The 13,856-nt window shown below is 64.9% G+C and carries 12 protein-coding genes; 4 read left to right on the plus strand and 8 right to left on the minus strand.

Annotation, left to right across the window (positions count from 1 at the left end):
• Positions 1–375: 375 nt before the first annotated feature.
• Positions 376–2,073: a 30S ribosomal protein S1 gene (gene rpsA / locus MA07_RS18055; RefSeq protein ID WP_036354208.1), complete on the minus strand. Its 1,698-nt coding sequence runs from the start codon at positions 2,071–2,073 to the stop codon at positions 376–378.
• A gap of 309 nt (positions 2,074–2,382) precedes the next feature.
• Entirely contained in the window at positions 2,383–3,012 is a 630-nt protein-coding gene (locus MA07_RS18060; protein WP_036354211.1) for a 2-hydroxychromene-2-carboxylate isomerase, read from the minus strand.
• A 218-nt stretch (positions 3,013–3,230) separates the two neighbouring features.
• Between MA07_RS18060 and MA07_RS18065 the strand changes: the two genes are divergently transcribed.
• Positions 3,231–4,463 (plus strand): argininosuccinate synthase, encoded by a 1,233-nt coding sequence (locus MA07_RS18065; protein ID WP_036354213.1) that lies wholly within the window; start codon positions 3,231–3,233, stop codon positions 4,461–4,463.
• A gap of 186 nt (positions 4,464–4,649) precedes the next feature.
• Positions 4,650–5,921, plus strand: coding sequence for an MEDS domain-containing protein (locus tag MA07_RS27945; protein WP_052003290.1), 1,272 nt, complete (start codon positions 4,650–4,652; stop codon positions 5,919–5,921).
• Between the two features lie 133 nt (positions 5,922–6,054).
• Here MA07_RS27945 and MA07_RS18075 read toward each other — a convergent pair whose 3' ends face one another.
• Positions 6,055–7,929 (minus strand): PAS domain S-box protein, encoded by a 1,875-nt coding sequence (locus MA07_RS18075; RefSeq protein ID WP_081929028.1) that lies wholly within the window; start codon positions 7,927–7,929, stop codon positions 6,055–6,057.
• A gap of 922 nt (positions 7,930–8,851) precedes the next feature.
• Between MA07_RS18075 and typA the strand changes: the two genes are divergently transcribed.
• Both typA and MA07_RS18085 read left to right on the plus strand, forming a co-directional pair.
• Positions 8,852–10,678, plus strand: a complete 1,827-nt coding sequence (gene typA / locus MA07_RS18080) for a translational GTPase TypA (protein WP_036354217.1) — start codon at positions 8,852–8,854, stop codon at positions 10,676–10,678.
• 76 nt (positions 10,679–10,754) lie between these two features.
• Positions 10,755–11,378 (plus strand): glutathione S-transferase, encoded by a 624-nt coding sequence (locus tag MA07_RS18085; RefSeq protein ID WP_036354220.1) that lies wholly within the window; start codon positions 10,755–10,757, stop codon positions 11,376–11,378.
• A 48-nt stretch (positions 11,379–11,426) separates the two neighbouring features.
• Here MA07_RS18085 and MA07_RS30515 read toward each other — a convergent pair whose 3' ends face one another.
• The 5 genes from MA07_RS30515 to MA07_RS18105 all read right to left on the minus strand — a co-directional run bounded on the left by MA07_RS30515 (position 11,427) and on the right by MA07_RS18105 (position 13,854).
• Entirely contained in the window at positions 11,427–11,591 is a 165-nt protein-coding gene (locus tag MA07_RS30515; protein ID WP_200879390.1) for a hypothetical protein, read from the minus strand.
• Positions 11,592–11,604: 13 nt separating this feature from the next.
• The gene (locus MA07_RS18090) at positions 11,605–11,838 is read right to left on the minus strand and encodes a hypothetical protein (RefSeq protein ID WP_036354223.1); all 234 of its coding nucleotides are present in this window, start codon (positions 11,836–11,838) and stop codon (positions 11,605–11,607) included.
• A 12-nt stretch (positions 11,839–11,850) separates the two neighbouring features.
• Positions 11,851–12,207 carry a hypothetical protein gene (locus MA07_RS18095; RefSeq protein ID WP_052003292.1) on the minus strand — a complete coding sequence of 119 codons (357 nt, stop codon included), beginning with the start codon at positions 12,205–12,207 and terminating at the stop codon, positions 11,851–11,853.
• Positions 12,208–12,350: 143 nt separating this feature from the next.
• Positions 12,351–13,331, minus strand: coding sequence for a cysteine synthase A (cysK, locus tag MA07_RS18100; protein WP_036354227.1), 981 nt, complete (start codon positions 13,329–13,331; stop codon positions 12,351–12,353).
• A gap of 73 nt (positions 13,332–13,404) precedes the next feature.
• The gene (locus tag MA07_RS18105; protein ID WP_036354230.1) at positions 13,405–13,854 is read right to left on the minus strand and encodes an Rrf2 family transcriptional regulator; all 450 of its coding nucleotides are present in this window, start codon (positions 13,852–13,854) and stop codon (positions 13,405–13,407) included.
• Between the last annotated feature and the right edge of the window lie 2 nt (positions 13,855–13,856).

Genomic DNA, 13,856 nt, shown 5'->3' on the forward strand with positions numbered 1-13,856 from the left:
CGGCAAGACAGGGGGCCAACAAAAAACCTGCGCGGTCCATAGGCGGGGACCTTCGAGGTGTCTCGCCCTCCTCCGTCATCACCGGCCTTGTGCCGGTGATCCCGATTGCCAAAGCGCCGTGCCCTTCATGACCGGGATGGCCGGAACGAGTCCGGCCATGACGTGGTGGGTGTCATCCCCGGCACACGAAGTGCGGGAAGGGATCCACGATCAAGCGCGGAGCTATGGATTCCCTTCCCCTCCGCTGCGCGTCCTTCCGGGAATGACATCGGGGAAGCACCACCCCCCCCTGCTCCTTGGCCGCAATACCCCACAAACAAAAATCCCCGGGCTTGCGGCCCGGGGATCCGTCAGTCTCGAACAATCGAGGTCTGATTACTTCTTGCCGGCCTTGTTCAGGGCGGCGCCGAGGATGTCGCCGAGCGACGCACCCGAATCGGCCGAGCCGTACTGAGCCATGGCTTCCTTCTCCTCAGCGACCTCGAGGGCCTTGATGGAGACGGTCACGCGGCGGGCCTTGCGGTCGAACTGCGTGACGCGGGCATCGAGCTTCTCGCCGGCGGCGAAGCGCTCGGGGCGCTGGTCGGCGCGGTCACGAGCGAGCTCGTTGCGCTTGATGAAGGTGGAGAGGTCGGTGTCGACGATCTTCACCTCCAGGCCGCCGTCCTTCACCTCGAGAACCTCGCAGGTGACGATCTGGCCCTTCTTGATCTCGCCGGCTTCGGCGAAGGGGTCGCCCGCAAGCTGCTTGATGCCGAGCGAGATGCGCTCCTTCTCGACGTCCACGTCGAGAACCTGAGCGCGCACGACGTCGCCCTTCTTGAAGTCGTCGATGACCTGCTCGCCCGGACGGTTCCAGTCGAGGTCCGAGAGGTGGACCATGCCGTCGACGTCGTTCTCGAGGCCGATGAACAGACCGAACTCGGTCTTGTTCTTCACCTCGCCCTCGACCTCGGTGCCGACAGGGTGCTTCTCGGCGAAGGCCTCCCACGGGTTCTGGAGCGTCTGCTTCAGGCCCAGCGAGATGCGGCGCTTCACCTGATCGACCTCGAGGATCACGACCTCAACCTCCTGCGAGGTGGAGATGATCTTGCCCGGGTGGACGTTCTTCTTCGTCCAGGACATCTCGGAGACGTGGATCAGGCCTTCGATGCCGGGCTCGAGCTCGACGAACGCACCGTAATCGGTGATGTTCGTGACGCGGCCCTTCAGCTTTGCCTGAACCGGGTAGCGGGCGGCGATGCCCTCCCACGGATCGGCGAGCAGCTGCTTGATGCCCAGCGAGATGCGGTGCGTCTCGTGGTTGATCTTGATGATCTTCACCTTCACCGTCTGGCCGATGGTTACGACCTCGGACGGATGGTTGACGCGGCGCCATGCCATGTCGGTGACGTGCAGCAGGCCGTCGATGCCGCCGAGGTCAACGAACGCACCGTACTCGGTGATGTTCTTGACCACGCCGTCGATGACCTGACCCTCTTCGAGGTTCGCCACGAGTTCGGAACGCTGCTCGGCGCGGCTCTCTTCGAGGACCGTGCGGCGCGACACGACGATGTTGCCGCGGCGGCGATCCATCTTGAGGATCTGGAACGGCTGAGCCACGCCCATGAGCGGGGTGACGTCGCGCACCGGGCGGATGTCGACCTGGGAGCGCGGCAGGAACGCCACGGCGCCGTCGAGGTCGACGGTGTAGCCGCCCTTCACCTGGTTGAAGATGGTGCCGTTGACGCGCTCCTGGGCCTCGAAGGCCTTCTCGAGCTTCACCCACGACTCTTCGCGGCGGGCCTTGTCACGGGAGATGACGGCCTCGCCCAGGGCATTCTCGATGCGCTCGACATAGACCTCGACCTCGTCGCCGACGACCACGGTCTGGTCGCGGTTAGGGCCGGCAAATTCTTTCAGGGCGACGCGACCTTCGGTCTTGGCGCCGATATCGATGACCGCGACGTCTTTCTCGATCGCGACCACCTTGCCCTTCACGACCGAGCCTTCGCTGATCTCGTTCGTGCGGAAGGATTCTTCGAGCAGGGCCGCGAAATCTTCACGGCTCGGCTGTTGCAAAGCTGCAGACATAGGTTCTCCTGAATGGCCCTTGTTCAAAGGGGCAACGCCGGCGGCTCGTGTTAACGGGCCGTTTCCAGCCGCCGCTGCCAAGGACGCCCCTTCAGGGCCATGTCCCGGGCATGCTGCTCATCCGAGCAGGCCGGCGTATCATCAGCGGATGGAAACGCTTGGTCCGACAGGGTTTTTCGGAACACCGCGAGGGCGCGGAACACGCACCCTGACAATCGAAACCGTCACTGTCCTGTCGGATTGGGGTTCTCTTAACCCAATTGGCCCCGGATCACAAGGGTTTCGGGGTTTTGGGCCCTGCCCTGGCTCTCAGTCCGGCCATTCCCCGCGCCGCGCCTGGGTGACGGCCCAGTCGAGGGCCTGGTCTAGGCGGTCGTTGCCCCAGAACATCTCCCCGTCCTCGGCGAAGAAGGTGGGGGCGCCGAAGAGGCCCCGTGACTGCACCTCCTCGCCCATCCGGCGCAGGCGCATCTTGTTGGCCTCGGCCCCCGCCTCGGCGACGACGGCCTCGGCGTCCAGGCCCAGGGCGGTCAGGATGTCCGCGACCGTCTGCGGGTCGGCGATGTCGCGGCATTCCGCGAACTGGGCCGTGTAGACCGCCCGGGTGAAGGCCGGGGTCCAGCCCCGGTCCGAGCCCAGCAGGGCGACCCGCGCGGCAAGGAGCCCGTTCTGCGGGAAGGTTTTCGGGCGGTAGAAGGGCAGTCCGAGGCGCGCCGCCTCCCGCTCCATGTCCCGCCACATGTAGCGGCCCTTGGCCGGGTACAGGCTGAAAGGCGTGGTCTCCCACCCCTGCGCCTTGAAGACCGGCCCCAGCAGGAACGGGCGCCATACGAGCTCCACCCCGGCGGCGTCCGCCGCCGCCTCGATGCGCATGGCCGCGAGATAGGAATAGGTCGAGGCGAACTCGTACCAGAATTCGAGAACCGGCCGACGGTGCATGGGCGTCCTTCGCAACCAAAAACCCGGAGGAACCAGGCCAACTCCCGAAGCCGGCCTTCCGCTCCACATGAAGGCCTAATCCATTCCGCTAGGTTACGGCAGCCTTTGGCTTTCCGGGCAGGAATGCGACGCAAGCACAGCGGTGCGAGAATTGCCCGTTGCGCTCAAAAGCCTTCCCCGCTAAGCCGCTGGCAGTCTTTCTCTCTGGAACCTTTGCCATGGCCGACAAGCGCGTGAACAAGGTCGTGCTCGCCTATTCGGGCGGCCTCGACACCTCCATCATCCTCAAGTGGCTGCAGACCACCTATGGCTGCGAGGTGGTGACGTTTACCGCCGATCTCGGCCAGGGCGAGGAGCTGGAGCCCGCCCGCAAGAAGGCCGAGCTTCTCGGCATCAAGCCGGAGAACATCTTCATCGAGGACCTGCGCGACGAGTTCGTGCGCGACTACGTGTTCCCGATGTTCCGGGCCAACGCCCAGTACGAGGGCCTGTATCTGCTCGGCACCTCCATCGCCCGCCCGCTCATCGCCAAGAAGCAGATCGAGATCGCCGAGAAGGTGGGCGCCGATGCGGTCTCCCACGGGGCCACCGGCAAGGGCAACGATCAGGTGCGTTTCGAGCTCGGCTACTACGCCCTCAAGCCCGACGTCACCGTGATCGCCCCCTGGCGCGAGTGGGACCTGCGCTCCCGCGAGCAGCTGATCGCCTTCGCCGAGCAGCACCAGATCCCGATCGCCAAGGACAAGCGCGGCGAGGCGCCCTTCTCCGTCGACGCCAACCTCCTGCACGCCTCCTCCGAGGGCAAGGTGCTGGAGGACCCGGCCATGGAAGTGCCGGACTACGTCTATTCGCGCACCGACGGGCCTGAATCCGCCCCCGACAAGCCGACAATCATCAAGATCGAGTTCCTCAAAGGCGACCCGGTCGCCATCGACGGCCGGAAGATGGGTCCGGCCGACCTGCTGGCCAAGCTCAACGAGCTCGGCAAGATAAACGGCATCGGCCGCCTCGACCTCGTGGAGAACCGCTTCGTCGGCATGAAGAGCCGCGGCATGTACGAGACCCCGGGCGGCACGATCCTGCATCTGGCGCACCGCGGCATCGAGTCGATCACCCTCGATCGGGGTGCTGCGCACCTCAAGGACGAGCTCATGCCGAAATATGCCGAGCTCATCTATAACGGCTTCTGGTTCTCGCCGGAGCGCGAGATGCTCCAGGCCATGATCGACAAGTCGCAGGAATTCGTCACCGGCGAAGTGACGCTGAAGCTCTACAAGGGCGGCGTCCACCTCATCGGCCGCCAGAGCCCCTACACCCTCTACGACCAGGACCTCGTGACCTTCGAGGAAGGCGCCGTGGCCTACGACCACCGCGACGCTGCCGGCTTCATCAAGCTCAACGCCCTGCGGCTGCGCACGCTCGCCCAGCGCAAGAAGAAGCTGGGCCTTTAAAAGTTCTCCGCGAGAGGGCGGTCAGCACGTCGTGCCTGCAACAGCCTGGGTCTCCCCAGGCTGTTTTTCCTTGACCGCCCATTGGGACGAGAACCGTTGTCGCCCGATGGCCGCGAACTAAATGTATACACCGTCCGACCCTTGCCCTAGCCTGGGCCGGCGCGATCGCATTTCAGGAGACTCCCCATGACCCGCATCTCAAGCGGCATCCCAGCCGTTGGCGAATTGTCATGGGGAACGCACTTCTGCCAGTTCTATGAGGATCGCCACGACCTGGCCGAGGCTCTCGTGCCCTTCTTCAAGGCTGGCCTGGAAGGGAATGAGAAGTGCCTTTGGGTCACGTCCGAGCCCTTCGGTCGGGAGGATGCCCGGGACTCCCTGCGGGCGGCCGTGCCGGACCTCGACCAGCGTGAGAAACGCGGCCAGATCGAGATCATCGACTTCCAGAACTGGTATCTGCGCAACGGCGATCTGAACCCGGACGAGACCGTGGAGCAGTGGCTCGGACGAGCCAACACCGCCGTTGGCGAGGGCTACGCAGGATTGCGGCTGACCGGCAATACGTTCTGGCTCGAATGCGACGGCTTCGACGAGTTCGCGGACTACGAGGCCAAGGTCAATACGCGCTTCTCGTCCCAGCCCATTCTCGCCCTGTGCAGCTACTGCCTCGGGCGCTGCCGTCCTACGGACATCATCGAGGTCGTGCGCAATCATCAGTTCGCCATTTCGAGACGGCGCGGAACCTGGGAGGTGATCGAAGACGCCTCCCTGAGGATCGCCCGCTCGGAGCTCGAAAGGCTGAACTCCGAATTGGAGCGCCGTGTCCGGGACCGGACGGCTGAACTCGAACGGGCGCTGAACGAGAAGAACGAGCTCTTCCGTGAGGTGCATCACCGGGTCCGCAACAATCTCCAGATCATTTCCAGCCTCGTCCGGATGAAGCTGAGGCAAACCAGATCCGACGACATCCGGCAGAACTATGCCGATATCCTTGGTCGGGTCGATGCCATCGCCCTGGTTCACGATGCCCTTTATGCATCCGACGAGCTCTCCCGGGTTCCCATTGCCCAATATCTCGACCGGCTCTGCGCGAGCCTGGTGCAGCTCCGGCGGGATCAGGACCGCGTGACGATCCGGGTGGACACGCAGGACGCTGATATCGGCCTCGATCAGGCGGTCACCCTGGGATTGGTCACGACCGAACTGGTCACGAACGCGCTCAAACATGCCTTTCCCGACGACCGCACCGGACAGATCACGGTCCGTTTCGGCTGCCAGGACGGAACCTGCACCCTCACGGTCTCCGACGATGGGATCGGCATGGACGCCCCGAGCAGCGACCCGCGCTCCCGTTCAGGCCTGAGGCTCGTCTCGAGCCTGGCCCTCCAACTCGGTGCCACGATGCACGAGGCCACAGGACCGGGAACGACGTTTTCCCTGAACTTTCCTCAGAGATAGCTTTGCGGAAGGCAGCGCGACCATGGCGCAAGCTGCTTTCCGGCGCGATCAGCGGCACAGCCTTGCATGTCCGGTCTCTCGATCCTGTCCGCGTTGACGGCATCGGGAGGCGGCCGGGCGATGGAACTCGCGTCTAATGTGGCGGATCGCTCTCGTCCCTCAACGGAACGTTCATCATGCACACGACGCCGGTGGGCTCGTAGGTCAGCCGCACATCACCGCCCACGTCGGTGGCCAAGCTGCGCTCGATCAGACGCGTGCCGAAGCCCCTGCGGGTCGGCGGTGAAACCGGCGGGCCGTCCCGCTCCTGCCAGCGCAGCGCGAGGTGCGGAATCGCGTCCGACGTGATCGTCCAGGTGATGAGGACGCATCCGGACGGGACGGACAGCGCGCCGTATTTCGCGGCGTTCGTGGCCAGTTCGTGGATCGCCATGGCAATGGCGAGAGCCGTTCTCGGGATCAGGCGAAGGTGCGGTCCCTCGATCTCGATGTACTTCGTCTTCTGCCGCAGATAGGGCTCGACCACCTCGTTGATGATCTCGCGCAGCTCCGCGCCTTCCCAGTTCTCGCGGGTGAGCACGTCATGGGCGCGGGCCAGGGCGAACAGGCGATCCTCGAAGGCCTGGACCTTGGGACGGTTCTCCTCGCTCAGGTGCCGCAGGCTCTGCGACGCCATGGACTGGACAATGGTGAGCGTGTTCTTCACCCGGTGGTTCAGCTCGTTGATGAGAAGCTCGCGGTGCTCCTCGACCTGCTTGCGGTCCGTGATGTCGAGCACCGAGCCCACATAGCCGAGGAAGGTGCCGTCCTCGCTGAAACGCGGCGCCGCGGCATCGATGGCCCAGCGATAGGTGCCGTCGGCGCGCCGCAAGCGGTATTCCACGCGGAAAGGCCCCTGCTCGGCATTGGACGCGCGAAACACTTCGCCCGACCAGATTTTGTCCTCCGGATGCACCGCATCGAGCCAGCCGAAGCCCAGTCCGGTTTCCGGCGTCTGGCCGGTGAACTCGTACCAGCTCTGGGATAGGTAGATGCAGGTGCCGTCCGCCTCCGTCACCCACACCATGACGGGTGCATTGTCGGCGAGATTGCGGAACCGGGCCTCGCTCTCGCGCAGGCTTTCCTCGGCCTGCACGCGCTCCGTGACGTCGTAGCCTTCGGCGAAGATGCCGCTGACCTGCCCCTCGTGGTCAGTGATGGGCTGATAGACCACGTCCACGAAGCGCTCTTCGGCCGGGCTTCCCGGCTTGCGTTGCAGCCCGACCCGGAGGCTTCGTCCGACGAACGGCTGTCCGGACGAGTAGACCTGATCGAGCAGCTCGAACAACCCCTGACCCTGGACTTCGGGCAGGGCCTCCCGGGCGGACTTGCCGATGATGTCGCGGCGGTGCCCCACGAGCTGAAGGTAGGCGTCGTTCACCAGCTCGAACACGTGCTCCCGTCCGCGCAGCATCGCCATGAAGCCGGGCGCCTGCTGGAAAAATTCGCGAAGCCGGTCCTGCTCGGCCTTGAGGGCCGCGCGGGATTTGACCTCCTGCGTGGTCTCCGTGCAGGCGCAGAACATGCCGGCGATCCCGCCCGTCTCATCGCGGACAGGCGAGTAGGAGAAGGTGTACCACGTGTCCTCCGGGTAGCCGTTGCGCTCCATCACGAGGTGCAGGTCCTCGTGGTAGGTCGCTTCGCCTGCGAGCGCCTTGGTGACCAGCGGCTCGATATCGTGCCAGATGTCCGACCAGACCTCGCGGAACGGCAGACCGAGCGCGTGCGGGTGCTTGGCGCCGAAGATCGGCCGGTAGCCGTCGTTGTAGAGAAACGCGAGTTTCGGTCCCCACGCGACGAACATGGGAAATTTCGACGTGAGCATGAGGCTCACCACGGCCCGAAGGCTCTGCGGCCAGCGTTCCGGCGGACCGAGAGGCGAGGAGGACCAGTCATGGGCCCGCATGAGCGAACCCATTTCACCGCCCCCAGTGAGGAAATCCGGACTGGGAACGAGCCTATCGTGCATGAAGCCTGCGCCTTCCCACGGGCGGCCGGTGCGTGGGATATCCGGTGTCAGCGGCACTGCGACAGGGATCGGCCTGCCTGACGGCTGCCGCGAGAGCTTCAGGCCCGAGCATGCGAGGAGCGTTCGATAATGGTGTTGCAGACATGCTGAGCTTCGGGAACGGGAGGGCTTTCAGCCATTTAGGTTTTTGGGGAGCGACTTCAATCTTTGTGTAGAGCATATGGCAGCGGCAAGCGACGGCCCTCTGTCGCGGGAGGAATGCGCGACGGGGAGGATACGTCATCCCGGATGGCGCGGCAGATCCGGATCGGGTGCAGGACAGGGCGCGGGTTCCCCCTCCCCCCTTTGCGGGGGAGGGTGGCGAACGCAAGTGAGCCGGGAGAGGGGCAGTCCGGCTGAGCGCGACCCCTCTCCCGACCTGCTACGCAGGCCACCCTCTCCCGCTGAAGGGGAGAGGGAAGACGAGTTCGTGTTCTCATTTTGTTCTTGACAATTGCCCTAAGCTGGGCTATAGCTATGGACATCCTCGCCCGACGAGGGGCGCGCTCGCGAGGCGTCGCAGATGCGGGGTGAGGAGCGGTCCCACCGCAGGTCTCGCACGCCTGTGATCGCGGGTGGCCGATCCTGGCTTGATCCAGGTCCGCTGAAACAAACCGTGCGTGACGAGCAGTCTGGCTCTCACCTTCCACACCATAGCATCGAGCCGGGCTGCCCGACGCGCCACCCTCGACTGACCTTCAGGCTCGCAGCTCACGCTGCGGGCCCCAAGGTGCTGGCTGTTCTTTGAGCATGGGAGACAAGCTGCCCTATTGCCGCCGCTCTCTTATCATTATATTGCAGCGCATCAGATTTCGCCCGGTACGAGCCAGGGGCGCGGCCACGCTTGCCGCGAGCCGGGCTGCTTTGCTTTGAAAGACCCCTTATGAAACTACGCAATATCGCCATCATCGCCCACGTCGACCATGGCAAGACCACCCTCGTCGACAAGCTCCTCCAGCAGTCGGGCAGCTTCCGCGAGAACCAGCGCGTGGAAGAGCGCGCCATGGACTCGAACGACCTCGAGAAGGAGCGCGGCATCACCATCCTGGCCAAGGCGACCTCGGTCGTCTGGAAGGACACCCGCATCAACATCGTCGACACCCCCGGCCACGCCGATTTCGGCGGCGAGGTGGAGCGCATCCTGAGCATGGTGGATGGCGCCATCGTCCTCGTGGACGCGGCCGAAGGCCCGATGCCGCAGACCAAGTTCGTGGTGTCCAAGGCCCTCAAGATCGGCCTCAAGCCGATCGTCGCCATCAACAAGATCGACCGTCCCGATGCCCGCCACACGGAGGTCATCAACGAGGTGTTCGACCTGTTCGCGGCGCTCGATGCCACCGACGAGCAGCTCGACTTCCCGATCCTCTACGGATCCGGCCGCAACGGCTGGATGGCGAAGTCCCCGGAAGGCCCGAGCGACGAGGGTCTGGCGCCCCTGTTCGACCTCGTGCTGGAGCACGTGCCCCCGGCCAAGACCGAAGAGGGCCCGTTCCGCATGCTCGGCACCCTGCTCGAGGCCAACCCGTTCCTGGGCCGCATCGTCACGGGCCGCATCACCTCCGGGTCGGTGAAGCCGAACCAGTCGATCAAGGTCCTCGACCGCGAGGGCAAGGTGGTCGAGACCGGCCGCGTGTCCAAGATCCTGGCCTTCCGCGGCCTTGAGCGCCAGCCCATCGAGCTCGGCGAGGCCGGCGACATCGTGTCCATCGCAGGGTTGGTGAAGGGCTCGGTGGCCGACACCTTCTGCGCGCCCGAGAACGACATTCCGATCCAGGCCCAGCCCATCGATCCGCCGACCGTCACCATGTCGTTCATCGTGAACGACAGCCCGCTCGCGGGCACTGAGGGCGACAAGGTCACGAGCCGCATGATCCGCGACCGCCTGTTCAAGGAAGCGGAAGGCAACGTGACCCTCAAGATCGAGGAAGCGGCCGACAAGGACTCGTTCTACGTCTCGGGCCGCGGCGAGTTGCAGCTCGCGATCCTGATCGAGACCATGCGCCGCGAGGGCTTCGAGCTTGCCGTGTCGCGTCCCCGCGTGGTGTTCGAGAAGGACGAGGCCGGCCAGCTTCTCGAGCCCATCGAGGAAGTGGTCATCGACGTGGACGAGGAGCATTCCGGCGTCGTCGTGCAGAAGATGTCCGAGCGCCGCGCCGACATGGTCGAGATGCGCCCCTCCGGCGGCAACCGTCAGCGCCTCGTGTTCTACGCTCCCACCCGCGGCCTCATCGGCTACCAGGGCGAGCTGATGACCGACACCCGCGGCACCGCGATCATGAACCGCCTGTTCCACGCCTACGAGCCCTATCGCGGCGAGATCGCGGGACGGCGCAACGGCGTGCTGATCTCGAACGACAACGGCGAGGCCGTGGCCTACGCCCTGTGGAACCTCGAAGACCGCGGCCCGATGATGATCGAGCCCGGCTGGAAGGTCTACCAGGGCATGATCATCGGCGAGCACAACCGCGAGAACGACCTCGAGGTGAACGTGCTGAAGGGCAAGAAGCTCACCAACATCCGCACGACCTCCAAGGACGAGGCGGTGCGCCTGACCCCGCCGATCCGCATGACGCTGGAGAAGTCGCTGGCCTGGATCCAGGACGACGAGCTCGTCGAGGTGACGCCGAAGTCGATCCGCATCCGCAAGGCGATCCTCGACCCGAACGACCGCAAGCGCGCCGAGCGTTCGAAGGAAGCCCTGAGCGCTTAAAACGAGCGCCTCGGACAACAGTTGAAAGGCCGCTCTCCGGAGCGGCCTTTTTCATAAGCAAAGATGGGGAAGGCACATGCTGACGATTCACGGATATGCAGGGTCCATCAATGTCCGGAAGGTGCTCTGGACCTGCGCGGAGCTTGGCCTCCCGTTCGAGCGCATCGACTGGGGCGGCGGCACACGGCCTGTCACCGATCCCGAGTTTCTCAAGCTCAATCCGGTCGGCATGATCCCGGTGCTGGAGGACGCAGGCCAGCTCTTCTGGGAATCGAACAGCATCGTCCGCTATCTGGCGGCGCGGGAAGGCCGTGACGACCTGCTGCCCTCCGATCCCGCCAGGCGGGCGCAGGTCGAGAAGTGGATGGACTGGCAGGTCTCCGACTTCAACAACACCTGGCGCTACGTCTTCCAGGCGACGGTGCGCAGGAACCCGAACTTCCAGGACGAAAAGCAGATCGCCGCGTCCTGGCAGTCGTTCTGCTCAGCCGTCCAGGTGCTGGACCGGGAGCTCGCCCGCACCGGCGCCTATATCGCCGGGCCAAACTTCACCTGCGCGGACATCGTCATTGGCCTGTCGGTCCATCGCTGGAAGAGCATTCCGCTCGAGCGGCCGGATCTGCGGGAGGTCGAACGCTACTACGAGCGCCTCTGCGAGCGGGAAGGCTTCCGGGTCTATGGGAGGGACGGAGGATTGTAGAGAGAAGCCGGCATGGCTTCCCTCGCTGTTGGCCGACGGGCCTGTGCTTCAGCCTTCGGCCTTGTCGCTCTGTCCCTTCTTGGCACCCTCGCCCATCGGGTTCGTCGAATCCTCGCCCGCGGCCTCAGGGTTCTCGCGGCCCTGGGGGGTCAGACGCGGAGCGCTGATATCTTCTTCAGTGGCTTGATTGGACTTGTTGTCGGGATTTGCCATCGCTGCATCATCCTTATGAGCTGGTCGAGTCGGTCGCGTCCCGGTCGCCCGCATCAGGCAGGGCGCCCGTACCGGGCGTCGAGTCCGGGTTGGTCAGCGACGGTTTGCTGTGAGGGCCTGCCGCCGGCTGCTTGTCGCCGGGCTGCTTGTCGGACGGAACCTGTTGGTCGCCCTGCGGATCGGTCCGCTTGATGTCGACGTAGTCCTTCGTGTCTTCGGTGTGATTGCCGTAACCTGCATTGCCCATGGCGCTCTCCTGTCAGCCCTGTTCTTTGCCGTTGACGGCAGTCGCCCGCTCGATGGCCTCGGCCGTCGCATCCTTGTCGTTCGGAGACAGGGTGGCGTCGCTCAGATGCTTGGTGGTCTCAGGGGTCTCGGCGGCGGTGAGTTCATCGTGGCCGTCATGCCCGGCCTTGCTGGTCTGGCCGGTTTGCCCCTGGCGATAGGCATAGGCCTCGCCGCCGGGCTGGCTCCACACACGTCGCAGAGTCGCGTTGCCTTCGACGCCGCCGTCCTGGTTGGGATCGACCGGGCTGTCGATGCCGCCGCGCTGCTCGTTGCGGATCTGGTCCGCGTCTTGGTCCTTTAACGAATGGGGAGCTTTGCGGTCCGCCATGATGAACTCCTTGAAAACCTTTGAATTCGTGTGTCGCAAGGAGAACCCGAGGGATCAGGGGAAGTTCTGGCCAAGCTTGGAGCCTGCGCCAACAAAAAGGGCGGCCCGGAGGCCGCCCTTGGATCGTCTTCCTGGATGAGAGCTCAGAGCCCTTCGAAGAGCGCGCTCGAGATGTAGCGTTCGGCAAAGGAGCAGGCGACCGTGACGATGCGCTTGCCATTGAACTCGGGCCGCGAGGCCACTTCGAGGGCTGCCGCCACATTGGCACCCGTCGAGATGCCGCCCGGAATGCCTTCAAGCTTGGCGAGCTTGCGCGCCATGTCGAAAGCGGTCTGGTTGCCCACGGTAACTATCTCGTCGATCACGGAGCGGTCGAGCACGTCCGGCACGAAGCCCGCGCCGATGCCCTGGATCTTGTGCGGGCCCGGCTGGCCGCCGGACAGCACGGGCGAGTCCTCGGGCTCCACGGCAATCACCCTCAAGGAGGGCAGGCGCGGCTTGATCACCTGGCCGACGCCGGTAATCGTGCCGCCGGTGCCCACCGCCGAGACGAATGCGTCGAGCTGGCCGTTGGTATCGTTCCAGATCTCTTCGGCCGTCGTCTTGCGGTGGATCTCCGGATTGGCCGGGTTCCTGAACTGCTGCGGGATGACCGAACCGGGAATCTCGCGGAGCAGCTCCTCGGCGCGGGCGATGGCGCCCTTCATCCCCTGGGGACCGGGCGTGAGCTCGAGCTCGGCTCCGAGGAAGGACAGCATCTTGCGGCGCTCGAGCGACATGGTCTCGGGCATCACCAGGATCAGGCGATAGCCGCGCGCCGCCGCCACGAAGGCGAGGGCAATGCCCGTATTGCCGGAGGTCGGCTCGATCAGGGTCGCGCCGGGCTTGATGTGGCCGGCAGCCTCCATGGACTCGACCATGTTGACGCCGATGCGGTCCTTCACGCTCGAGATCGGGTTGAAGAATTCGAGCTTGAGGAGAATCTCGGCATCGACACCATGCTCCCGCGGCAGCCTGTTGAGACGCACGAGCGGGGTATTGCCGATGGTTTCCGTAATCGAGCCATAGATGCGGCCGCGGCCGGGCTTGGTGCCGGTACCCGATGCGTTGACGGTGTCAGCCATGAGATCCTCCTTCAGATTGGAGGAAGTTTATCTTTTTCCGCAGCAGCTGTCGATATTTGGAATAATCTACATATCAAATTGTGAAATCCACGGCCGAGACCGGCTCGACAGCCGATTCCGCCTGCGCTTTCTGGCACAGGTCTTCGACGGTGACCTGATCGAGTTCGCTCAGGAAAGCCTCGGTGCCGCGCTGAACCAGAGGGCTGACCACAGCCTCGGCCAGGCGAGATTCGGGGATGGGCGACGAGCCATCCTCCTCCAGGGCCGCCATTGCGATGCGCACGATGTCGCCCGCGGTGATCCGGCGCCGTTCGCGGGCCAGCTCGTACCCGCCCCGCGGTCCGCGCACGCCCTTGAGGATCCCCTGGCGCACGAGAGCCTGAAGAACCGGCTCGAGATAGCGCGGCGGCAGGTTGTGCCGGGCGGCCAGAGCCTTGGCGGAGACCGGCAGTGGCCGGGCGTGGAGGGCGATGTCGGTGACGGCCGCGATGGCGAGAAGCGAGCGGCGTGAGAGAAAGTTCATGG

This window comes from Microvirga sp. BSC39 (genome assembly GCF_000739015.1).
Classification (GTDB): Bacteria; Pseudomonadota; Alphaproteobacteria; order Rhizobiales; family Beijerinckiaceae; genus Microvirga.